This window comes from uncultured Ruminococcus sp., assembly GCF_937915125.1.
Classification (GTDB): Bacteria; Bacillota; Clostridia; order Oscillospirales; family Ruminococcaceae; genus Ruminococcus_C.
This window is the reverse complement of record NZ_CALDMP010000034.1, coordinates 33,761-55,472: the sequence shown is the minus strand read 5'-3', so window position 1 is coordinate 55,472 and position 21,712 is coordinate 33,761. Positions and strand designations below refer to the sequence as shown.

The 21,712-nt window shown below is 52.0% G+C and carries 23 protein-coding genes; all 23 read left to right on the top strand.

All coding sequences use genetic code 11. From position 1 onward, the window contains the following. The first annotated feature begins 125 nt into the window (after positions 1–125). The 23 genes from mutL to Q0418_RS03930 all read left to right on the top strand — a co-directional run bounded on the left by mutL (position 126) and on the right by Q0418_RS03930 (position 21,707). Entirely contained in the window at positions 126–2,108 is a 1,983-nt protein-coding gene (gene mutL / locus Q0418_RS04040; protein ID WP_298482480.1) for a DNA mismatch repair endonuclease MutL, read from the top strand. Between the two features lie 3 nt (positions 2,109–2,111). Then, positions 2,112–3,077 carry a tRNA (adenosine(37)-N6)-dimethylallyltransferase MiaA gene (miaA, locus tag Q0418_RS04035; RefSeq protein ID WP_298482478.1) on the top strand — a complete coding sequence of 322 codons (966 nt, stop codon included), beginning with the start codon at positions 2,112–2,114 and terminating at the stop codon, positions 3,075–3,077. 57 nt (positions 3,078–3,134) lie between these two features. Further along, positions 3,135–3,374: an RNA chaperone Hfq gene (hfq, locus tag Q0418_RS04030; protein ID WP_298482476.1), complete on the top strand. Its 240-nt coding sequence runs from the start codon at positions 3,135–3,137 to the stop codon at positions 3,372–3,374. Positions 3,375–3,394: 20 nt separating this feature from the next. Then, the gene (locus Q0418_RS04025) at positions 3,395–4,675 is read left to right on the top strand and encodes an HlyD family efflux transporter periplasmic adaptor subunit (protein ID WP_298482475.1); all 1,281 of its coding nucleotides are present in this window, start codon (positions 3,395–3,397) and stop codon (positions 4,673–4,675) included. Next, complete coding sequence (locus Q0418_RS04020) at positions 4,659–5,360, top strand: YggS family pyridoxal phosphate-dependent enzyme (RefSeq protein WP_317336639.1); 702 nt, start codon at positions 4,659–4,661, stop codon at positions 5,358–5,360. Before Q0418_RS04025 ends, Q0418_RS04020 begins: the two co-directional genes overlap by 17 nt. Positions 5,361–5,464: 104 nt before the next feature. Next, a complete protein-coding gene (locus Q0418_RS04015; protein WP_298482473.1) occupies positions 5,465–5,953 on the top strand; it encodes a cell division protein SepF in 489 nt (162 codons plus the stop codon). A 20-nt stretch (positions 5,954–5,973) separates the two neighbouring features. Then, positions 5,974–6,735 carry an RNA-binding protein gene (locus Q0418_RS04010; RefSeq protein WP_298482471.1) on the top strand — a complete coding sequence of 254 codons (762 nt, stop codon included), beginning with the start codon at positions 5,974–5,976 and terminating at the stop codon, positions 6,733–6,735. 13 nt (positions 6,736–6,748) lie between these two features. Then, a complete protein-coding gene (locus Q0418_RS04005) occupies positions 6,749–7,393 on the top strand; it encodes a DivIVA domain-containing protein (protein WP_298482469.1) in 645 nt (214 codons plus the stop codon). Between the two features lie 51 nt (positions 7,394–7,444). Further along, positions 7,445–10,225 (top strand): isoleucine--tRNA ligase, encoded by a 2,781-nt coding sequence (gene ileS, locus Q0418_RS04000; protein ID WP_298482467.1) that lies wholly within the window; start codon positions 7,445–7,447, stop codon positions 10,223–10,225. A gap of 17 nt (positions 10,226–10,242) precedes the next feature. Beyond that, positions 10,243–10,770, top strand: coding sequence for a signal peptidase II (gene lspA / locus Q0418_RS03995; protein WP_298482465.1), 528 nt, complete (start codon positions 10,243–10,245; stop codon positions 10,768–10,770). Then, positions 10,763–11,677, top strand: coding sequence for an RluA family pseudouridine synthase (locus Q0418_RS03990; RefSeq protein WP_298482463.1), 915 nt, complete (start codon positions 10,763–10,765; stop codon positions 11,675–11,677). The genes lspA and Q0418_RS03990 overlap by 8 nt, the downstream gene beginning before the upstream one ends. 14 nt (positions 11,678–11,691) lie before the next feature. After that, a complete protein-coding gene (locus Q0418_RS03985; protein ID WP_298482462.1) occupies positions 11,692–12,510 on the top strand; it encodes an HAD family hydrolase in 819 nt (272 codons plus the stop codon). A 49-nt stretch (positions 12,511–12,559) separates the two neighbouring features. Then, entirely contained in the window at positions 12,560–13,399 is an 840-nt protein-coding gene (locus tag Q0418_RS03980) for a transketolase (protein ID WP_298482460.1), read from the top strand. Positions 13,400–13,402: 3 nt separating this feature from the next. Further along, complete coding sequence (locus tag Q0418_RS03975; RefSeq protein WP_298482458.1) at positions 13,403–14,353, top strand: transketolase family protein; 951 nt, start codon at positions 13,403–13,405, stop codon at positions 14,351–14,353. 88 nt (positions 14,354–14,441) lie between these two features. Next, positions 14,442–15,002 carry a putative ABC transporter permease gene (locus tag Q0418_RS03970; protein ID WP_298482456.1) on the top strand — a complete coding sequence of 187 codons (561 nt, stop codon included), beginning with the start codon at positions 14,442–14,444 and terminating at the stop codon, positions 15,000–15,002. Positions 15,003–15,047: 45 nt separating this feature from the next. Beyond that, the gene (locus tag Q0418_RS03965; protein ID WP_298482453.1) at positions 15,048–15,326 is read left to right on the top strand and encodes a YlmC/YmxH family sporulation protein; all 279 of its coding nucleotides are present in this window, start codon (positions 15,048–15,050) and stop codon (positions 15,324–15,326) included. Between the two features lie 171 nt (positions 15,327–15,497). Then, positions 15,498–16,241: a 30S ribosomal protein S2 gene (gene rpsB / locus Q0418_RS03960; RefSeq protein WP_298482451.1), complete on the top strand. Its 744-nt coding sequence runs from the start codon at positions 15,498–15,500 to the stop codon at positions 16,239–16,241. 102 nt (positions 16,242–16,343) lie between these two features. After that, positions 16,344–17,267, top strand: coding sequence for a translation elongation factor Ts (gene tsf, locus Q0418_RS03955; RefSeq protein ID WP_298482449.1), 924 nt, complete (start codon positions 16,344–16,346; stop codon positions 17,265–17,267). A 222-nt stretch (positions 17,268–17,489) separates the two neighbouring features. Next, positions 17,490–18,221 (top strand): UMP kinase, encoded by a 732-nt coding sequence (pyrH, locus tag Q0418_RS03950; protein ID WP_298482447.1) that lies wholly within the window; start codon positions 17,490–17,492, stop codon positions 18,219–18,221. 62 nt (positions 18,222–18,283) lie between these two features. Then, entirely contained in the window at positions 18,284–18,838 is a 555-nt protein-coding gene (gene frr / locus Q0418_RS03945) for a ribosome recycling factor (protein WP_298482445.1), read from the top strand. A gap of 38 nt (positions 18,839–18,876) precedes the next feature. Continuing rightward, positions 18,877–19,638, top strand: a complete 762-nt coding sequence (gene uppS / locus Q0418_RS03940; RefSeq protein ID WP_298482443.1) for a polyprenyl diphosphate synthase — start codon at positions 18,877–18,879, stop codon at positions 19,636–19,638. A 2-nt stretch (positions 19,639–19,640) separates the two neighbouring features. Continuing rightward, entirely contained in the window at positions 19,641–20,456 is an 816-nt protein-coding gene (locus tag Q0418_RS03935; protein WP_298482442.1) for a phosphatidate cytidylyltransferase, read from the top strand. 102 nt (positions 20,457–20,558) lie between these two features. Beyond that, a complete protein-coding gene (locus Q0418_RS03930; protein WP_298482440.1) occupies positions 20,559–21,707 on the top strand; it encodes a 1-deoxy-D-xylulose-5-phosphate reductoisomerase in 1,149 nt (382 codons plus the stop codon). Positions 21,708–21,712: the final 5 nt, after the last annotated feature.

Genomic DNA, 21,712 nt, shown 5'->3' with positions numbered 1-21,712 from the left:
ATCTGTCGCAAATCTGCACCACATCTGACGGATTCGGGGTTTTTAGAGATGCCCATAATATATCTCCGCAGGAGATACCATCATTCCTAACTCTTAATTTATATCCCAGGAAAGAAGGTGTTGTCATGCCGCATATTACAGTGCTGCGGAAAGAGATCTCGGAGTTGATCGCTGCCGGTGAGGTCATTGAGCGTCCGGCATCCGTCATCAAGGAAGTGGTGGAAAATGCCATTGACGCCGGGGCGAAGCATATTACCGTGGAGATCAAAAACGGTGGTACGACCTATATGCGTATTGTGGATGACGGCTGCGGCATGGCACCGTCGGAAGTACCCACAGCATTTCTCCGCCATGCCACCAGTAAGATCACGGAAAAAGAGGATCTCGACCAGATCTTCACCCTGGGATTCCGGGGTGAGGCATTGGCGTCCATTGCGGCAGTGGCAAAGGTCACGGTGCTGACCAAACGGAAAGAGGATGAATATGGCACCAGCTATACCATCGAGGGCGGTGTTGCCGGAGAACCGGAACAGACAGGCTGTCCCGATGGTACTACACTGCTGATCCGGGACTTGTTCTTCAATGTGCCGGTACGCCAGAAATTCATGAAACGGGATGTTGCCGAAGCCAACGCCGTCAGCCAGATCGTCCAGAAGATCGCGCTGTCCCATCCGGACATCGCCTTCCGGATGATCCGGGACAATCGGGCGGAATTCCGTACCGACGGAAGTGGCGATCTCTATGCCGCCATTTATGCCATCTGCGGCAAGGAATTTGCCCATGACATGATCCCGGTGGACTATGCGGACGGCATGAATACTGTCCGGGGTTTCGTGGGAAAACCCTTGTATTCCCGTTCCAACCGGACGTTCCAGAACTTCTTCGTCAACGGCAGATACGTCCGCTCGAAGCAGTGCAGCGTTGCACTGGAAAATGCCTATCAGAATCTCATTATGGTAGGGAAGTTCCCCACCTGCGTGCTGATGCTCCAGGTACCGCCGGCGCAGGTGGATGTGAATATTCATCCGGCAAAGGCAGAGGTACGGTTCTCCAACGAAAAAGCCGTTATGGACAGCCTGTTTTTTGCGGTGAAAAATGCCCTCATGCAAAACGGTTTGATCTACGATTTCCAGATGGAGCGTGTGCCCCAGAAGGACTGGACAGCGCCCACGGAACCTCAGCAGGAATTCATCCAGCCGGCACTGCCGTCACCGCCAAAACCTGAGGAAGAACCGGAGGTGTTCCTGCCGCCGGAGATACGCCATCCGGAACCCGTGCAAAACAATAAGGCTTCTCCGCTGACGGCAGCCAGGACTGCTGTCACAATTCCGCAGGGAACGAGAGTGCTGCCGGAAATTGTACCGGAGAAAGCGCTGCCGGATGCGCCGGAAGAGGATGCAATACCGCCGGAAGAGACCCCGGTTTCTGTGGAAGGCTATGCGTTCCTGGACAGCCGTGCCTTTGCGGCAAAGCCGAAGCCTGTTCCGCAGATACAGCCGCAGCCGGAACAGCTTCCGTCGCCGGAGAAAAAACACAGCAGGATCCGTGTCTTGGGAGAGATCTTCCAGAACTATATTCTGGCAGAGGCGGAGAACGAGGAAAAGCTGCTGATCTTCGATAAGCATGCAGCCCACGAACGGGTGATTTTCGAGCGCCTGCGTTCCGGTGCAACAAAGCAGACCAGCCAGATGCTGCTTCGTCCCACAGAGACCCTTTTGTCCATGCAGGAATTCTCTGCAGTGCAGGAAAATCTCCCTCGGCTGGCGGAAATGGGCTTTTCCTTTGATTGCAGTACACCGCCCCAGCTGATCACCACAGCGGTGCCGTCCTTTGTGCTGGAACTGAACCTGGATGAGGTCATTGCGGAAATTGCCCATAATCTGGCGCTGGGCAAGGCAGATCCCCAGGTGCATACTTTCCACGATATGCTCCACTCCATCGCCTGCAAATCGGCGATCCGTTCCGGCGATCATACGGATATCCGGGAATTGCAGAAGTTGGCGCAAGAGGTCTGGGAAAACGAGGAGATCCGCCACTGTCCCCACGGCAGACCGGTGATGTTCGTCATTCGAAAATACGACTTGGAAAAGCAATTCCGGAGGACGTGATCCATGACAGAATCGGAAAAAATACCAGTACTGGCTGTGGTAGGACCTACGGCATCCGGGAAAACAGCCCTTGGCGTCATGCTGTCCCAGCTGTACGGCGGAGAGGTGGTCTCTGCGGATTCCATGCAGATCTATGCGGGGCTGGATATTGCCACTGCAAAGCCGACGCCGGAGGAACAGCAGGGGATACCCCATCATCTGATCGGGTGCGTGCCCATGGATGCCGCATTCAGCGTGGCAGATTATCTGGCACTGGCAAAGCCCCTCATCGAAGAGATACACGGGCGAAAGCATTTGCCTGTCATTGTGGGCGGTACGGGACTTTATGTCTCCTCGCTGCTGTCCAATGTCCAGCTTGCCCCTACGAAACAGGATCCGGCACTGCGGCAGGAACTTCTGGCGTATGCATCCGCCCAGGGAAACGAAGCACTTCACGCACGTCTGGCGCAGCTTGACCCTCAGGCAGCGGCGGAGATACATCCTAACAATCTGGTGCGGGTGGTGCGTGCTCTGGAAGTGTGCATGACCACGGGAAAGACCTTTACGGAATGCAAGGCAGAGAGCCATTGCCTGCCAAGTCCCTATCATGCTTTGCAGATCGGACTTACCTTTTCAGATCGTGGATTGCTGTACGAACGGATCAATGCACGGGTGGATCAGATGGTGCAGAACGGACTGGTGGAAGAGGCGTATGCCGTCTACCAGAACGAGGCACTTCGCACGGCGTATCACGCCATCGGCTATAAGGAATTGATACCATATTTCGAAAAAACCATGTCCCTTGATGAATGTATCGACAAAATCAAACAGGAAACCCGAAGATACGCCAAACGGCAGTTGACATGGTTTCGTAAAAATAGTGCAATTCAGTGGATAATTATCGACAAATTTGACAAGAAACAAGAAATTCTGGAAAAATGTCAAAAAATTATAGCCAAGTCCGATTTAATGTGCTATAATATAGAGTGAGCTTTCGTTGAAACAGAGAGAGAAAGCATATGTTTGATAAAAAAGGAGATCTCAGCAATGAATAAACTTTTGAATCTTCAGGATGTGTTCCTGAATCAGGCAAGAAAAGAACGGATCGGCGTCACGATCTTTCTGACAAACGGATATCAGTTCAAGGGAACTGTCAAGGGATTCGACAGCTATATTGTGATTCTCGAATGTGACGGCAAACAGAATCTGGTGTACAAGCACGCCATTTCTACTATCATCCCGGCACATCCCATTTCCATTCTGGATGCTGAGGAAAAAGAATTTTGATTTTGTGAGGTAATGCTGCTATGAACTCCAGCAATAAAATGAATAACGTTTTGCTGGTGCTGCTCTCTGCCTCCGTCCTTGTGACCATTGGTACGATCTTCTATCACTTCGTGGATACCAGCTATGAGACCGAAACGGCAATCCGGGCGACTGCGGATGAATCCAAGATCTTTGAGGGCGTCTATGTCCGGGATGAAACTGTGCTCACCTACAGCGGTACCGGTGCAGTCAGCTATCAGGTGCCTGACGGCGGAAAGGTGGCAGTGGGCGATGTCATTGCGGAGATCTATCCGGACGAAGGATCCATTGAACAGAAACAGCAGATCGCAGCATTGCAGGAAAAGCTGGATGTTCTGGAGCGCATCTCCAATCCCGGTACGTTGGCGGAAGCTCAGCCTGCTGATCTGTCCCGGCAGATTTCCCAGTATTATAAGGAGATCGTGCAGAATCGGGATCGGTCGGATATCAGCGCCATGGCTTCCGCCGAACAGAAGCTCGTGGAGGCATACAGCACCTATCAGATCGTCGTTAGTCAGGGTGAGGTTTCCTTTGCCCAGCAGATCAGCGATCTCAGCGCACAGATACAATCCCTGGAAAGTGCCCAGACGCAGTCCGTGGGGACTGTCACGTCAGAGAATTCTTCCTACTTCGTCAGCTATACAGACGGATTGGAGTCGTCTCTGACTGTTGAGAAACTTTCTGATATTACGCCGGAACAGATCAAGAAGATCACCCAGGAAGAAAAAAACAGCGGTGATACAAAAACGGCGCAGAACAATGGCGTCATCGGAAAATCCATCGCCCAGTACGGCTGGTACATGGTCGGACTTATCGACAACAAGGAACAGAAGTACAAGGTAGGGGATACCGTTACGCTGAAGCTGCTGACCTCTTCTGCCAAGGCAAAGGCAACGATCCAGGAACTGCGCAGCACAGACGAGGACGGCAAAGTGATGGTTGTCCTGTACTGCGACACCATGACCTCGGATTTTGTCCAGAACCGCACGGAAAATGTGGAGATGATCCTGGGAGAATATGAGGGCATCAAGGTGCCCCGGGATGCCATCCGCTTCAAGGATGTGGAAGAAACCGTCACAGACGAAGAGACTGGCGAGGAGACCACCCAGATGGTGAACAGCCGGGGCGTCTATGTGCAGGACGGAGAGAAAATTGAGTTCCGCCGCCTGGATGTGATCTATGAGGGCAAGGATTACGTGCTTTCGGATATGAATGCCGGAGACGGCTATCTGATGCTCTATGATTCTATCATTGTGGAAGGGATTGATGCAAATGGAAACTAACTTCGGATATATCGACGAAAATTACCGGCGGATCACCTATGAGATAGAAGAGGCAAAGGCGAAATACCGCAAGCCCTCTGAGGAGATCACCCTCATGGCAGTCACAAAAACCGTTGCACCTGAGGCAGTGAATCATGCCATCGGCTGTGGCATCCGGACACTGGGTGAAAACCGTGTCCAGGAATTTTTGTCCAAAAAAGAATTTTACCTGCCGGAAGCAGAGGTGCACTTCATCGGGCATCTCCAGACCAATAAGGTGAAATATATTATCGAGGATATGACGCTGATCCATTCCGTAGACAGCCTCCGCCTTGCTGCGGAAATCGACCGCCATGCGGCACGTGTGGGCAAGGTACAGGATATCCTCATTGAGGTGAACGTGGGCGGAGAAGAATCCAAAAGCGGCGTTTCACCGGAACAGCTGGAAGATTTGTTGTCGGAGATAGGACAATTGTCCTATGTACATGTACGAGGGCTCATGACCATCCCGCCGGCAGGGGAAAATGAAAAATTTCTTTGCCAAATGCAGCAACTTTATCTTGACATTTCATCCAAAAAAATGGATAATATAGATATGGACATCTTGTCCATGGGAATGTCGGGGGATTATGCCGCCGCCATTCGTTATGGTTCTACCCTCGTCCGCATAGGCTCTGCCTTGTTCGGGGCGAGAAAATATCAGTAAATGACATCCGCCATCCTAATGTGTGAGATGAAAGGGACACATCGTAACCGCACGCTCCACGGTGCTGTCTGTAATATCAAGTTGTGCGGAGAATGGAGAGTATTATGAACGTATTAGACAGTCTGAAAGATTTTTTTATGCCGGCAGATGAGAACGAACCGGAGACCCCCAATATCACTGCACCGGAGGAGGAGTCTTCCGCAGGTGCGGCTTCTGCTGCTTCGTCTGCATCCGCAGGCTATTCCAGACCGACACCGTCCTATGACGAGGGACGTGAGCGCAGAAACGAGCGCTATGCTACCATCAAGGCAACAGCACAGTTCCAGGTGGTACTGGTAAAGGCAACTGCATACACCTCCGATTCCAAGAAGGTGGCTGATTATCTGATGCAGAATAAGACAGTCGTCCTGAACCTGGAGGCTATCAATGATGACGAAAAGCGCCGGATCATCGACTTTGTTGTGGGCGCAGCATATTCCATGCACGGCAGAATCAAGCCCATTGCCAATCAGACATTCCTGATCATTCCCCAGAACGTCGGCTTTGACGGCGACAGCATCGTGGGCGAGCTTCAGGACAGCGGTCTGGTTTAATTCCCCGGACAAGTATGGGTATGTCAGATCGCAAAGGCTCTGACCCTGTACAGCTCATGAAAGCCCACTGGAGCGACCTGGCGGCACGCTGTGACCGGGACAGCCGTCCCTACTTCACGGACTTTGTGCCTCAGGAGGACGGCGTCATGGCAGAAGCCATTGCCCATGCCGCCGGCGTCACATGCACCATGTGGGGCGGTGTGGAACACGCCCGGCGTGTCATGCTCTGCTTTACGCCGGAGTGGATCCCGGTGACACGGGAACAATTTCCCATACAATGTCTGACCTTTTCCTACCGGGCAGCAAAACCGCCGGAGCATCGTGACTTTCTGGGTGCTTTTATGGCGTGCGACCTGGAACGGGATATGGTGGGGGATATCCTCATCGACGCCCGCATGACCCAGGCGTTTGTGTGTGCCCATGTCGCCCCTGTCATTGTGCAGGAGGTGCATCAAGTGGGAAAAATCGGCGTCAGCGTAGCGGTAGATGCACCGGTCTGTTTGTCGGCGAATACGGCGTTTCTGACCCTGAATGGGACAGTGGCATCGCTGCGTGCAGATGCGGTGGTGGCTTTTGTCACACGCCTGAGCCGGGAGAAGGCAGTGCAGCTCATCCGACAGGGAAAGCTGACCTGCCGTCATACAGCGATTGAGACTCCTTCTGCATCCATGCAGATCGGGGATGTGTTTTCTGTCCGGGGATACGGCAAATTCCTGCTGGAATCCGTGGACGGCACCACCCGGAAGGGGAGATATCATATAACGATACAAAAATATCAGTGAGAGGAGATACCTTATGATTAGCGCAAGTGAAATCCATGAACTTCGGTTCGAAAAGGCTGCTTTTGGATATAAGCAGGAGGATATCGACGAATTCCTGAACAAACTGGAGGAAGAAGTCGAGATCGCACAGCGGGAGCTGGAGGACAGCAATAATAAGATTCAGGTCCTGGCGGATAAGGTGCGGGAATACATGCGTGACGAGGATGCGCTGAAGGATGCGCTGCTCGGTGCACAGAAGGAAGGTCACCGGATCATTGCCGATGCAAATGCACAGGCAGAGGAGATCATTGCAAAGGCAAAGGAAAAGGCAGACGCAATGATGGATGAAGTGACCGTACAGCATGACGCACTCATCGAAAAGAACGAAGCGGAAATTGAAGAGGCGCACAAGAAACTGGCTGCTGCCAAGAAGCAGGTTGCTGACTTTAAAAAGGCACTCTTCGATATGTATAAGGAGCATCTGAATATGCTCTCTGCAATGCCGGAAGAGGATGACGATACCTTCGGCGTGTCAGAAGAGGCAGAAGCACCGAAGATCCCGGAGGAAGATCTGTCAGCACCGTCTGCATCGGATCCGTTTGCTTCTGCACAGTTTTCTGCAAAGACCATCCAGGGCGCATATGACTCCCGGTTCGGAGATCTGCAGGACAAAGACTAATTTCAGGGAAAGGAGCGGCTTTTTGCCTGCGGGGAAAAGCCGGATCAAGCTATGTCACAGGATTATAATACTACCATCAATTTGCCGAAAACAGATTTTCCCATGCGTGGAAATCTGCCGAAACGGGAACCGGATACCTTGCAGAAATGGGAGGACGAGAACCTGTATGAGGCAATGATCGCCAAGAACGAGGGAAAACCCCGCTATATTCTCCATGACGGTCCGCCTTATGCCAACGGTGAGATCCACCTGGGTACGGCGCTCAACAAGACGCTTAAGGATTTCATTATCAAGTATAAGAATATGAGCGGCTTCTGCGCACCCTATGTGCCGGGCTGGGATACACACGGTCTGCCTATCGAGCTGAAAGCCATGAAGTCCATCGGCGTGGAAAATGGTTCGATTTCACCGGTTGAGCTGCGCAAGCACTGCAAGGATTTTGCCATGACCCATGTCAAGAATCAGATGGCACAGTTCAAGCGGCTGGGCAGTCTGGGACATTACTGCGATCCGTATCTTACCCTGAAGCCGGAGTATGAAGCACGTCAGGTGGAAGTATTCGGCGAAATGGCAAAGCGCGGCTACATGTACAAGGGGCTGAAGCCCGTTTACTGGTGCCCGGACTGCAATACCGCTCTGGCAGAGGCGGAGATCGAGTATGAGAACGATCCCTGCTACTCCATCTATGTGAAATTCCAGGTGACAGACGACAAGGGTCTGTTCACGAATCTGGGTATCGCCAAGGAACAGGTATATTTCGTCATCTGGACAACCACCACATGGACGATTCCGGGTAACCTGGCGATCTGCGTTGGCCCGTCCTATGAGTATACACTGGTGAAGGTGGGTGAGGAATACTACTGCATGGCAACAGAACTGGTTTCTGCTACCATGAAGGCAGCTGGTATCACCGAATACGAGATGGTAGGCACATTCCTGGGCAGTGAGCTGGAGCATATCAAGACAAAGCATCCGCTGTACGACCGTCTTTCTCCGGTGATCGTAGGCGACCATGTTACGCTGGAAAGCGGTACTGGCTGCGTACACACCGCACCGGGCTACGGCGTAGAGGACTTTGAGGTCTGCAAGAATTACGACGACATCGGCATTCTCGTCTGCGTAGACGACAAGGGACGTCAGACGGAAGAAGCCGGCGAATTTGCGGGAATGGATACGGACGAAGCCAACAAGGCGATTGCAGCGAAGCTGACTGAGCTGGGCGCAATGCTGGCAACGGAAAAGATCGTCCACCAGTATCCCCACTGCTGGCGCTGCCACCAGCCCATTATTTACCGTGCAACGGAACAGTGGTTCTGCTCCGTAAACGGCTTTAAGGATGAAGCCATCCAGGCAATCGAAAACGTCCGCTGGATTCCGGAATGGGGCGAGGATCGTATCAAGGGAATGGTACGTGACCGCAGTGACTGGTGTATTTCCCGTCAGCGTACCTGGGGCGTACCGATTCCGATTATTTACTGTAAGGACTGCAAGAAGCCCATCGTCAACGATACTACCATCCGTGACATTGCGAACCTGTTCCGGAAGGAAGGCGCTGACGCATGGTGGACAAAGGAACTGTCGGAATTCCTGTCTCCGGAAGTACAGTGCGAATGCGGCTGCAAGGAGTTCACCAAGGAATTCGATATCATGGACGTATGGTTCGACAGCGGTGTTTCCCACTCGGCTGTTATGGAACAGTACGACTGCCTGCAGTGGCCGGCTGACCTGTATCTGGAAGGCGCTGACCAGTATCGCGGCTGGTTCCAGTCCTCTCTGCTGACTTCTGTGGTATATAAGGGCACGGCACCCTATAAGGCTGTCTGCACCCACGGTTGGGTAGTTGACGGCGAGGGCAGAAAGATGTCCAAGTCTCTGGGCAACGGCATTATGCCCGATGAGATCGTGAAGCAGTACGGCGCAGATATCCTGCGTCTGTGGGTGGCTTCCTCTGATTATCACTCCGACATCCGTATCTCCAAGGAGATTCTGGGACAGCTGTCGGATGCATACAAGAAGATCCGCAATACTGCCCGTTATATCCTGGGTAACCTGGGCAACGGTGACGGCTTCCACCCGGATCGTGACAGCGTATCCGATGACCAGCTGCTGGAACTGGATCGCTGGGCACTGATGCGTCTGGACAGTGTTATTGAAAAGGTGCATGAGGGCTATGAATCCTTTGATTTCCATGTGGTATTCCACGCCATTCATAATTACTGCACCACAGACCTGTCCAACTTCTATCTGGATATCATCAAGGATCGCCTGTACTGCGAGGCAGAGCATTCTGTAGAACGCCGTGCGGCACAGACTGCCATGTACCGTATCCTGAGTGCCATCACACGTCTGATCGCACCCATCCTCTCCTTTACGGCAGAGGAGATCTGGTCCTATCTGCCCCATTCTGCGGAGGATGATGCCAAGAGCGTATTCCTGAACGAAATGCCCAAGGCAAGCGGTATCACTGAGGATGCAGCATTCCTGGCAAAGTGGGAGCTGATCTACCAGACCCGTATGGAAGTCAACAAGGTGCTGGAGGAAAAGCGTAACGAAAAGCTCATCGGCAAGTCTCTGGAAGCAGCTGTGACCATTTCCGTTGCAGATGATGCCCAGTATGCAATTCTGTCTGAGGCAGCCGATGTGCTTGCCAAGGTGCTGATTGTTTCTTCTGTCAGCGTAGTTAAGGCAGATGCCGGTGAGACAGCTTATACAGTAGAACGTGCATCCGGAGAAAAGTGCGAGCGCTGCTGGATGTATCTGGACAGTGTGGGCAAAAATGCCGCACATCCGACCCTTTGCGCACGCTGCGCTTCGGTTGTATCGGAGTCCTGACGGGAAAGGAATCATTTGTGCTGATCGTTGCATTGATTGGAATTATTTTGCTGACTGTCATTGATCAGCTGATAAAATACTGGGCAATCCTGGAATTGAAGCCTGTGGGAGAGATGCAGTTTCTGCATTTCGGTGACACGGAGATTCTGGGACTGCGCTATCTGGAAAATGACGGCGCCGTGTTCAGCAGCTTTTCGGGAATGCGCTGGCTGCTCATTGTGTTGACGTCTGCCCTGATGGGGGTTTGTATCTACTGGCTCATTCATCGGGGAAAGCAGTCGAAGCTCCTGACGGCAAGCCTGACATTGATCATCGGCGGCGGCATCGGAAATCTCATTGACCGGATCTTCCGGGGCGGACTTGTGGTGGATTATCTGGACGTCAAGCTGTTTCACTTTGCTGTTTTCAACTTCGCAGACTGCTGCGTTGTCATCGGCGTGATTCTCTTTGCCCTGTACTTCTTCCTGATCGACCCGAAGCTGGAAAAGCAGGGGAAAGAGGGCACTGTTTCCGGGACTGTCGAAAAGGAGTCGGAGGATGCCTGAGAAGATGACCCTGCAAATCCCGCCGGAAATGGCAGGGGAACGGCTGGACAAATGGCTGGCTGCCCAGGAGTCAGTTTCCCTGACACGTTCTCTGCTGCAATCCCGCATGGAGCAAGGGCATATTACCGTAAACGGAAAGCCTGTACCGAAGAATTACCGCCAGCGCAGCGGTGATGTGGTGGAGATCGTGCTGCCCGAACCGGAACCGCTTTCCCTGGAGCCAGAAAATATTCCCCTGGATATTGTCTACGAAGATGATGATGTGCTGGTGGTGAATAAGCCCAAGGGTATGGTGGTGCATCCTGCACCGGGACATGCCACGGGAACATTGGTGCACGCCTTGCTCTATCACTGCGGCGACCGGCTTTCCGGCATCAACGGCGTGATTCGACCGGGTATCGTGCACCGTATCGACCGCTTCACCAGCGGCTTGCTCATGGTGGCAAAAAACGATATTGCCCATCAGGCATTGTCAGAGCAGATTCAGGCGCATACCTTTACACGGGAATACCAGGCAGTGGCAATGGGACATTTCCGGGAGCCTGCGGGAACGATTTCGGCGCCTATCGGACGCCATCCAGTTGACCGGAAAAAAATGTGCGTGACCGAGAAGAATTCCAAGCCGGCTGTGACACATTATGAAGTATTGACAGAATATCAGCGTGCCACCCATCTGCGGCTGCGGCTGGAGACGGGACGTACCCACCAGATACGTGTACATCTGGCATATATGGGGCATCCGGTTCTGGGGGATGATGTCTATGGAAAGGCGTTTCCCGGCATCGAGGGGCAGTGTCTCCACGCCGCAAAGATCGGATTTCTCCATCCGACTACCGGCGCATATCTGGAATTCGAATGTCCCTTGCCGGACTATTTTGAAAAAGTACTTCGGAAATTGAAATCCTGAAAAGGAGCGTGCCTATGGAAACACTGGAGAACACTCTGCTGCTGACAGATCTGGACGGAACACTGTTGCCTGCCAGTAAGGAAATCACCCCGGCAGATCTTGCATCCATTACGGAATTCCGGCAGAAAGGCGGCAGATTTGCCATTGCCACAGGACGGACATTGCAGGCGTCACAGCGGTATTTGCAGAAGCTGCAGCCGGATATGCCGGTCATTCTCTTCAACGGTGCGGCGATATACGACCCGGTATCCGGGAACATGCTGGATACAGTGACATTGCCGCCGGATGCAGTTCAGATCACACGGATAGTGCTGGATGCATTCCCGGATGTTTCAGCGGAGATTCTCCGGGAGGACGGTACATATGTGTCTCGCATGACAGTATATGAAAAGGAGCATCTGGAGATATGCCAGGTGGAACCTATCCTCATGATGCCAGAGGAAATCCCGGCAGGGGGATGGCTCAAGGTACTCTTTGCCATTGCACCGGAACGAATGCCCGATCTGGTCGCATTTTTCCAGGCGCAGGGCTGGGACTGTGCGGATTTTGTGCAGTCTGAGGCACGCTTTTACGAAATGCTGCCCAAGGGCACCACAAAGGGAAGTGCACTGCGGAAATACCGGACACTGTGCGCTATGCCGGAGCTGCGTATCGTGGCAGCCGGGGATTTCGATAACGATCTGGAAATGCTGCAGGAAGCGGATCTCAGCGCCTGTCCGTCCAACGCACAGCCCTGTGTGAAAGAAATTGTGGATATTCAGCTTGAAAATTCCTGTGAAACACATGCAATTGCAGAGCTGATCGATCATATTTTATGCGGATCTTCCGAATAACTTTGCATCATCGCAAGGTTCCATATCAAAATCATTGGAGGTTCATAGAATGGATGAAATGACCAAAAAACAGCTGCAGGCAACAGCTTGCCGCATTCGAATGGGTGTTGTTGAGGGTACCTACAACGCAAAATCCGGTCATCCGGGCGGCTCCCTCTCGATCTGTGACACACTGACCTATCTTTATTTTGCAAAAATGCACGTTGACCCGAAAAATCCCGATATGGCAGACCGTGACCGTCTGGTGTTGTCCAAGGGACACTGCGCACCGGCACTGTATTCCACACTGGCAGAGCGTGGCTTTTTCCCCAAGGAAGAGCTGAAGTCCCTGCGTCACATCGGCGCACTGCTGCAGGGACATCCCTGCATTCATATCCCAGGTGTGGATATGTCCAGCGGTTCTCTGGGGCAGGGTATCTCTGCGGCCTGCGGTATGGCATTGGCAGCGAAGATGGACAATGCGGCTTATAAGGTGTATACTATTCTGGGCGACGGTGAGATCGAAGAGGGACAGGTCTGGGAGGCAGCCATGTTCGCAGCACATTATCAGCTGGATTCTCTGGTTGCCATTGTGGACAACAACGGTTTGCAGATCGACGGCAAGATCACCGATGTCTGCTCGCCGGAGCCGATTCCGGAGAAATTCGAGGCATTCGGCTGGCATGTGATTCGTATGGACGCACATGATTTTGATTCCATCGAAGCAGCAATCCAGGAGGCGGAGTCTGTCGTTGGAAAGCCGGTTGCCATCATTCAGAAGAGTGTCAAGGGTAAGGGCGTATCCTTTATGGAAAACCAGGTCGGCTGGCACGGCAAGGCACCGAATCAGGCAGAATATGAACAGGCAATGGCAGAGCTTTCTGCACAGCTGATGGAACTGGAGGGTTAAACGATGGCAGAGGTTCAGAAGAAAGCAACAAGAGAAAGCTATGGCGAAGCATTGCGTGACCTGGCGGAAAAGTACCCGGATCTGGTAGTATTAGACGCTGACCTTGCTGCCGCTACAAAAACCGGCATCTTTAAGAAGGCATATCCGGAGCGTTTCTTCGACTGCGGTATTGCCGAAGCCAATATGATGGGCGTAGCTGCCGGTCTGGCAACTGCTGGAAAGATCCCCTTTGCCAGCACATTTGCCATGTTCGCCGCTGGCAGAGCATTTGAAATTGTCCGCAATTCCATTGGGTATCCCCACCTGAATGTGAAGATCGGCGCAACCCATGCTGGTATTTCCGTAGGTGAGGACGGTGCGACCCACCAGTGTAACGAGGATATTGCCCTGATGCGTACCATTCCAGGCATGACCATCCTCAACCCGGCAGATGATGTCGAGGCAAAGGCTGCTGTTGAGGCTGCCATCCAGCACGAAGGTCCGGTCTATCTGCGTTTCGGCAGACTGGCTGCACCGATCTTCAACGATCCGGCAACTTACAAGTTCACCATCGGCAAGGGTCTGACACTCCGTGAGGGCAGTGACCTGACATTGGTAGCAACTGGTCTTATGGTTTCCGAAGCAATGCAGGCTGCGCAGCAGCTGGAGGCTGAGGGCATCCATGCACGTGTGTTGAATATCCACACCATCAAGCCTCTGGATACTGACCTGATCTGCAAGGCAGCTGAGGAAACTGGTCTGCTGGTGACTGTGGAAGAGCACAGCATTATCGGTGGTCTGGGCAGTGCAGTGGCAGAAGCGGTAACTTCCTGCTGTCCCGTTCCGGTAGTACGCATCGGCGTTAACGATGAATATGGTCATTCCGGCCCGGCTGTGGATCTCCTTAAGGAGTTCGGTCTGTGTGCGGATAACATTGCGACTGTGGCAAAGAAAGCAGTTGCAGAAAAGAAGTAATTCTATCAGATTATTGATTGTTCTAAAAAAAACGGCAGGCGTTTCCAGTTTGAAAATGCCTGCCGTTTCTGACAGAAGAGGTGTTACAATGAAAAAACTGAACTTTGAAACAGTCCAGAAATTGTTTCTCTATTTTCTCATGGCGGCAATCATTGGCTGGTGCTATGAGGTATTTCTGGAAGTCGTGGTGTATCACTGGGGATTCAGCAACCGTGGTGTGTTGTTCGGTCCCTACTGCCCGGTGTACGGTGTGGGGATGCTGGCATTTTTTCTGTGCTTCGGGAAGTTGATGGAGATGGAACTGAAATGGAGCGTCCGCTGGCTCCGTCCAATTGCTGTATTTATAGGCTGCGGTGTGGTAGCAACCCTCATCGAACTTGCCGCAAGCTACTTATTGGAATGGACGACCGGCAGCTGGCCGTGGCAGACCTATGCGGATTATGCTATTAACTTCCAGGCACGCGTTGCCCTTTCACCGTCTGTCCGCTTTGGCATTGGTGGCGTACTATTCCTGTATCTGCTGCGCCCGCTGTTTGCAAAGTTGACCGGGCTGATGTCCAAGCGGGTGCTGAACTGGGTGAGCGGTATTGCGGCAGCGGTGTTTGGCATTGATCTGATTGCAACGCTGCTGTATCGTATCTTCGCATGAAAGATTCCGGGAAACTGCGCATAATCTCTCACAGAGGTGATTGGAATGGTCTGTACGCTGGAGGAACTGCGCAGCAAGGATGTCATCAATGTGGTCAACGGGGAAAATCTGGGACGGGTGGATGATCTGGAACTGGATGCGGAAACCGCAGCGGTGACAGCCCTGATCCTGTACGGCAGACCGAGGATACTGGGTCTGTTCGGGCCAAGGGAAAACTGCGTCATCGGCTTCCGCCAGATTCATCTCATCGGAAAGGATACCATTCTGGTGGCACTGGGGGATTCTGAAGATTGTACAACATGCACAAAAATCAAGAGAAATTAACGGGAATATTTTTCATACAGAAACCTTGCCAGAACCGACCTTTTTTGGTATAATAAAAAGGCAGTTCGCACGCATGTCCTGGAATGTGCCGGTGCTTTGCATATCGGCAGAGTTGTGCATTCTATAGGAAATGCGGAGGAAGCAAAACCAATATATTAGGAGGACTACACAATGGGCGTAGTATCAATGAAGCAGCTCCTGGAAGCTGGCGTACACTTTGGTCACCAGACCAGAAGATGGAACCCGAAAATGGCTCCGTACATTTTCACCGAGCGGAACGGTATCTATATTATCGATCTGCAGAAGACCGTAAAGAAGCTGGACGAAGCTTATATGTTCGTTCGTGACCTGGCTGCACAGGGTGAATCCGTACTGTTTGTCGGCACCAAGAAGCAGGCTGGCGAATCCATCAAGGAAGAAGCTACACGTGCAGGTGCTTACTATGTAAACGCACGTTGGCTGGGCGGTATGATGACGAACTTTACCACCATTCAGAGAAGAATCAAGCGTCTGGAACAGCTCCACGAAATGGAGACAGACGGCACATTTGATCTGCTGCCGAAGAAGGAAGTTGGCAAGCTGCAGCTCGAAATTGAGAAGCTGGAAAAGTTCCTGGGCGGTATCAAGGACATGAAGAAGCTGCCGGGTGCACTGTTCATCGTTGACCCCCGCAAGGAGCGTATTGCTGTTGCTGAGGCAAAGAAGCTGAACATCCCGATCGTTGCTATCGTAGATACCAACTGCGATCCGGACGAGATCGATTATGTGATCCCGGGCAACGATGATGCGATCCGTGCCGTAAAGCTCATCGCTGGCGTAATGGCTGATGCAATCATCGAAGGCCGTCAGGGCGCAGATGCTGCTGCAGAGGCAGAGGCGGCTGAGGCTGAGACAGCTGAGGCAGCTGCTGAATAAGCGAAATAAATGGATTCATGACCCGGATATGTGCTGGTTTTCGCAAATCATATTCGGGTTTTTTGAAAGTATCGCAGATATAATTTGAGGAGGAATCATCCAATGGCTAATTTTACAGCAAAAGATGTCAATGAACTGCGTAAGTCCACTGGTGTAGGCATGATGGACTGCAAGAAGGCTCTGACGGAAGCAGACGGCGATGTTGAAAAGGCAATTGAGCTGCTGCGTGAAAAGGGACTGGCTACCCAGGCAAAGAAGGCTGGCCGTGTTGCTGCAGAAGGCAAGGTTATTGCAAAGGTAAATGCAGACAACACTGTTGGCTGCGTTGTTGAAATCAACTCTGAAACAGACTTTGCTGCTGATACTGCTGATTTCAAGGCATTTGTAGACAAGGTTGCAGACACCATTATTGAAAAGAATCCGGCTGATGTTGAAGCACTGAAGGCAACTGTAATCTCCGGCGGCACTATTACCGTTGAAGAGGCACTGCAGGAAGTATTCCTGAAGATCCGTGAGAATCTCCAGATCCGCCGCTTCACTCGTCTGGAAGGCATTCTGGTTCCTTATGTACACGGCAATGGCCAGATCGGTGTTCTGGTACAGGCTGCTTCTCCGGCAGGCGCAACTGCACAGGTTCTGACTGCTGCAAAGGATTGCGCACTGCAGGTTGCTGCTATGAATCCGCCGTATCTGAAGCGTGAAGATGTTCCGGCTTCTGTTCTGGATGAAGAGAAGAAGATCATCCTGGCTCAGATGGCTGAGGATCCGAAGATGGCAAACAAGCCGGATCAGGTAAAGGAAAAGATCGCTGCTGGTAAGGTCGGCAAGTACTACGAAGAAAACTGCCTGCTGGAGCAGAGCTTTGTTAAGGAAAACAAGCTTTCTGTTCAGGAATATGTCAACAGCGTTGCAAAGGAAGCTGGCACTACCATCGAGATCACACAGTTCGTTCGTTTCGAGCGTGGCGAGGGCATCGAGAAGAAGGCTGACAACTTTGCAGAAGAAATTGCAAGCATGATCAAGTAAACAAATCGTATTTCATAAGGCGATTTTGCCGAAAAAAAGGAGCGTGGCGGTTGCCATGCTCTTTTTTTGATTTTTTCCTATAAATCACTTTACATTTCACGAAAAATAGTGTAAAATAAGTACAGGAAGTCTGTGCGCTGTGTTGCAGCAGCACTTCCCGGATCATATGGATCTGCCATTGGAAGATCCGCACAAGAGACATATACGAAAGGAATAGGAAGTATGAAACCAAAATACAAAAGGGTTCTTCTGAAACTGAGCGGCGAAGCGCTTGCCGGCCCGAAAAAAACCGGATTGGATACTGAAACTATGCTGCCGATCTGCCAGAGCATCAAGAAGTGTGTGGATGCCGGCGTACAGATGGGAATCGTTGTAGGCGGCGGCAATTTCTGGCGCGGACGTTCCAGTCAGAATATGGATCGTACCCGTGCAGACCATATTGGCATGCTGGCAACGACCATGAATGCACTTGCCGTTGCAGACCTGCTGGAATCTCTCGGCGTGGATGTCCGCGTACAGACCGCCATCAGTATGCAGCAGATTGCTGAGCCGTATATCCGCAATCGTGCCATTTCGCATCTGAATAAGGGCAGAGTTGTCATCTTCGGATGCGGCACCGGAAGCCCGTTCTTTTCGACAGACACGGCAGCGACCTTGCGTGCCGTGGAAATTGAAGCGGATATCCTGCTGAAAGCTACCATGGTGGACGGCGTGTATAACAAGGATCCCCACAAGTATGAGGATGCTGTACGTTATGACCGCCTGACATTCAGCGATGTACTGGGCAGCGCACTCCAGGTCATGGACAGCACCGCTGCTTCTATGTGCCGGGATAACGAAATGCCTATGCTGGTATTTGATCTGAGCCGCCCGGATAATATCTATGACGCTGTTATGGGCAAGGACGTGGGAACTGTTGTTGCCGAAAGCGAAAGTACAGACGAAAACGCATAATCACATTGTCTTGCAAGTAAAATGTATGGAAAGGAGTCCCGGTGACCCCGGGGAAATGAGCTATGAAAGAACTGTTGAAGGAAACTGAGGAAAAGATGAAAAAGTCCATCGGCCGTCTGGAACACGAGTTTACGACCATTCGTGCAGGTCGTGCCAATCCGGCTGTGCTGGATAAGGTCATGGTGGATTATTATGGTGTACCCACACCCATCCAGCAAATGGCTGCTGTCTCTGTATCAGAGGCACGCATTCTGGTGATCCAGCCGTGGGATGCGACTACCCTGAAAGCCATCGAAAAGGCAATCCTGGCTTCTGATGTGGGAATCACGCCCACCAATGACGGCAAGGTGCTCCGTCTGGTGTTCCCCCAGCTGACAGAGGATCGCCGTAAGGAACTCTGCAAGAGCATCAAAAAGATCGGTGAGGATACCAAGGTTGCTGTCCGCAATGTGCGCCGTGATACCATGGAAAAGCTGAAGGCGAAGAAAAAGGCGTCTGAGCTGACTGAGGACGAAGTAAAGGACGGCGAAAAGAAGATCCAGAATCTGACAGATAAGTACTGCACAGAAGTGGATAAGATGGTTGCTGACAAGGATAAGGAGATCATGAGCATCTGATCGGGATAGGCTCGGATATCGGATAGGAGTTGAACTGCATGGCATTGCCGTTTTTTAGTAAAAAGAATGCACAAACCCAGACAGATTCCGCCATTGCATTGCCAGAGGTACTGCCCCAGCATGTGGGATTTATTATGGACGGAAACGGACGCTGGGCAACCAAGCGTGGTATGCCCAGAAAATTCGGACATAGGGAAGGCGCTAAGAACTTCAAGGATCTGTCCCTGTACTGCCGGGATATCGGCTTGCGGAATGCTTCTTTCTATGTATTTTCCACGGAAAACTGGAAACGTCCTCAGGACGAAGTAGATGCCATTATGGATCTGTTCTGGGATTATCTCTGCGAAGCGGATCAGTATCTGGAACGGCGTGTACGTATGATCTTCGTAGGTGACCGCAGCAGATTGCAGGATCGGCTGCAAAAGCGGATGCAGGAACTGGAAGAGGATTCCAAGGATTTCGAAAAGATGAATCTGATTCTTGCCATCAACTACGGCGGCAGAGATGAGATCCGACATGCCACCCAGTGTATTGCACAGCAGGTGTCGGCTGGGGAATTGGATCCCTCTGCCATCACAGAGCAGACCATTGCGGACAATTTATACACCGCCGGACTGCCGGACGTGGACTTGTTGATCCGTCCCAGCGGCGAGCTGCGGCTGTCCAATTATCTCATCTGGCAGTGCGCCTATGCGGAGTACTATTTCACCGATGTGCTCTGGCCGGACTTCAACCGGAACGAACTGAATAAGGCACTGGTGGACTATGCACAGCGCGGCAGACGATTTGGAGGCATATGACCATGAAAATTCGTATTATCTCCGGCGTAGTAGGGGGCTTTCTGGCAATTCTGGTTCTGGTTCTGCACAAGACATTTGTCTTTCCCCTTGCCATTGCTGCACTGATTTGTATTGCCCTGTTTGAACTGTACCGTGCCGGAAAATGTCTCCACTGCCGTATTTCTATGGGTGCTGGACTGGTGTACGGTGCTGCACTGCCGTTTTTGCAGTATTATGGAAACATATCCGCCATGATTGCAGTGACATTTCTTTGTATCATTGCCATGTTTGTGGAATTGGTGCTACTGCATAAGCATGTGAAATATCAGGAGATCCTGTTCATTGCAGCCGTGACCCTGCTGGTGGCTGGCTCGCTGAATATGCTGAATGCGCTGCTGCTGGGCAGCCAGTATGGTCTTGCCTGCGTTATTCTGGCACTGTGTTCCGCCTGGATCGCAGATACCGGCGCTTACTTTGCAGGTACGTTTTTCGGAAAGCATAAGCTCTGTCCCGAGATCAGCCCCAAGAAAACCGTAGAGGGATTTTTCGGCGGTATCGTGGTGGATATTGTGGTCATGATCGTATTCGCCCTGATCTATAGCCTCATCACCCATGCTCATGTGCATTACCTGTGGCTGATCTTTACAGCGGTGGTATGTGCCGTGATCAGCGTGCTGGGTGATCTGAGTGCTTCTGTATTGAAGCGGCAGCAGGGAATCAAGGATTTCGGCAATATTATGCCAGGACACGGCGGCGTTATGGATCGTTTTGACAGCGTTTTGTTTACCATTCCGGCGTTTTATGCACTGGAGTGTATGTGTCCGATCTTTTATGGATAATTGTTTGATTATGGATGAAGCACACGATGCAGGGCAGTTTGCGCTCTGCATCGTGTGTGTACTATAGGGCAGTATCACTGCACGAAAAAGGAGTCGTCATCAATGGGAAAGTGTATCTCAATTTTAGGGTCCACGGGATCCATCGGGACCCAGGCGTTGGAAGTGGCAAAGGCACATGACATGCGGATCCACGCCCTTGCTGCCAACCGGAACATTGACCTGCTGGAACGGCAGACACGGGAACTGCGTCCCAAAAAGGTTTGTATTTATGATGAAACGAAATATCATGAGCTGAAGGAACGGCTGTCGGATCTGGCAGTGCAGGTGCTCTGCGGTATGGACGGCTTGTGTGAAATTGCTGCGGATACGGCGGCAGATATGCTGCTCAATTCCGTGGTAGGCATGGTGGGACTGCTGCCTACACTGACCGCCATTTCCGCCGGATTGGACATTGCCCTTGCCAATAAGGAGACCCTGGTTGCCGGCGGTTCGCTGGTCATGGATCAGGCGGCGAAAAAAGGCGTGGCGATCTATCCGGTGGACAGCGAGCACTCTGCGATTTTCCAGTGCTTGCAGGGAAACCGTCGGGATCAGCTGCGGAAAATTATTCTGACTGCATCCGGCGGCCCGTTCTTCGGAAAGACACGTGCTGAACTGGAGCATGTCACTGTGGCAGATGCCTTGAACCATCCAAACTGGAGCATGGGAAGCAAGATCACAGTGGATTCTTCTACGCTCATGAACAAGGGGCTGGAATTCATCGAGGCAAAGTGGCTGTTTGACCTGACGCCGGAACAAATCGAGGTGGTGGTGCATCGTCAAAGCGTGGTGCATTCGGCAGTGGAGTATCAGGACTATTCCATCATTGCGCAAATGGGCGTACCGGATATGAAGATTCCGATCCAGTATGCGCTGCTTTATCCCGACCGGATGCCTTGTCCGACCCGGCCGCTGTCGCTGACGGACTATGGCACACTGACCTTTGAAAAGCCGGATCTGGAAACATTTACATGTCTGCAAACAGCAATTACGGCAATCACACGGGGCGGTACTGCGCCGTGCGTTGTCAACGGGGCAAATGAAGAAGCTGTTGCTGCTTTCTTAAAGGGGAAAATCGGATTTCTGGAGATCGGTGCCCTGGCACAGCGTGCTATGGATACCATTCCACAGACGGAGATCACCTGCTATGAGGATGTGATGCGTGCAGATGCACGTGCAAGGGAATTCGTAAGAACTTCAATTTTGCAGTAAGAAAG

Coding starts and splice junctions, on each gene's coding strand:
- ileS (WP_298482467.1), top strand. CDS start 7,445: ATGTCACAGGATTATAATACTACCATCAATTTGCCGAAAACAGATTTT.
- Q0418_RS03990 (WP_298482463.1), top strand. CDS start 10,763: ATGCCTGAGAAGATGACCCTGCAAATCCCGCCGGAAATGGCAGGGGAA.
- Q0418_RS03975 (WP_298482458.1), top strand. CDS start 13,403: ATGGCAGAGGTTCAGAAGAAAGCAACAAGAGAAAGCTATGGCGAAGCA.
- Q0418_RS04015 (WP_298482473.1), top strand. CDS start 5,465: ATGAACGTATTAGACAGTCTGAAAGATTTTTTTATGCCGGCAGATGAG.
- frr (WP_298482445.1), top strand. CDS start 18,284: ATGAAAGAACTGTTGAAGGAAACTGAGGAAAAGATGAAAAAGTCCATC.
- tsf (WP_298482449.1), top strand. CDS start 16,344: ATGGCTAATTTTACAGCAAAAGATGTCAATGAACTGCGTAAGTCCACT.
- Q0418_RS04025 (WP_298482475.1), top strand. CDS start 3,395: ATGAACTCCAGCAATAAAATGAATAACGTTTTGCTGGTGCTGCTCTCT.
- Q0418_RS03980 (WP_298482460.1), top strand. CDS start 12,560: ATGGATGAAATGACCAAAAAACAGCTGCAGGCAACAGCTTGCCGCATT.
- rpsB (WP_298482451.1), top strand. CDS start 15,498: ATGGGCGTAGTATCAATGAAGCAGCTCCTGGAAGCTGGCGTACACTTT.
- pyrH (WP_298482447.1), top strand. CDS start 17,490: ATGAAACCAAAATACAAAAGGGTTCTTCTGAAACTGAGCGGCGAAGCG.
- Q0418_RS04010 (WP_298482471.1), top strand. CDS start 5,974: ATGTCAGATCGCAAAGGCTCTGACCCTGTACAGCTCATGAAAGCCCAC.
- Q0418_RS03965 (WP_298482453.1), top strand. CDS start 15,048: ATGGTCTGTACGCTGGAGGAACTGCGCAGCAAGGATGTCATCAATGTG.
- Q0418_RS04020 (WP_317336639.1), top strand. CDS start 4,659: ATGCAAATGGAAACTAACTTCGGATATATCGACGAAAATTACCGGCGG.
- uppS (WP_298482443.1), top strand. CDS start 18,877: ATGGCATTGCCGTTTTTTAGTAAAAAGAATGCACAAACCCAGACAGAT.
- Q0418_RS03970 (WP_298482456.1), top strand. CDS start 14,442: ATGAAAAAACTGAACTTTGAAACAGTCCAGAAATTGTTTCTCTATTTT.
- Q0418_RS04005 (WP_298482469.1), top strand. CDS start 6,749: ATGATTAGCGCAAGTGAAATCCATGAACTTCGGTTCGAAAAGGCTGCT.
- Q0418_RS03930 (WP_298482440.1), top strand. CDS start 20,559: ATGGGAAAGTGTATCTCAATTTTAGGGTCCACGGGATCCATCGGGACC.
- hfq (WP_298482476.1), top strand. CDS start 3,135: ATGAATAAACTTTTGAATCTTCAGGATGTGTTCCTGAATCAGGCAAGA.
- miaA (WP_298482478.1), top strand. CDS start 2,112: ATGACAGAATCGGAAAAAATACCAGTACTGGCTGTGGTAGGACCTACG.
- Q0418_RS03985 (WP_298482462.1), top strand. CDS start 11,692: ATGGAAACACTGGAGAACACTCTGCTGCTGACAGATCTGGACGGAACA.
- Q0418_RS03935 (WP_298482442.1), top strand. CDS start 19,641: ATGAAAATTCGTATTATCTCCGGCGTAGTAGGGGGCTTTCTGGCAATT.
- mutL (WP_298482480.1), top strand. CDS start 126: ATGCCGCATATTACAGTGCTGCGGAAAGAGATCTCGGAGTTGATCGCT.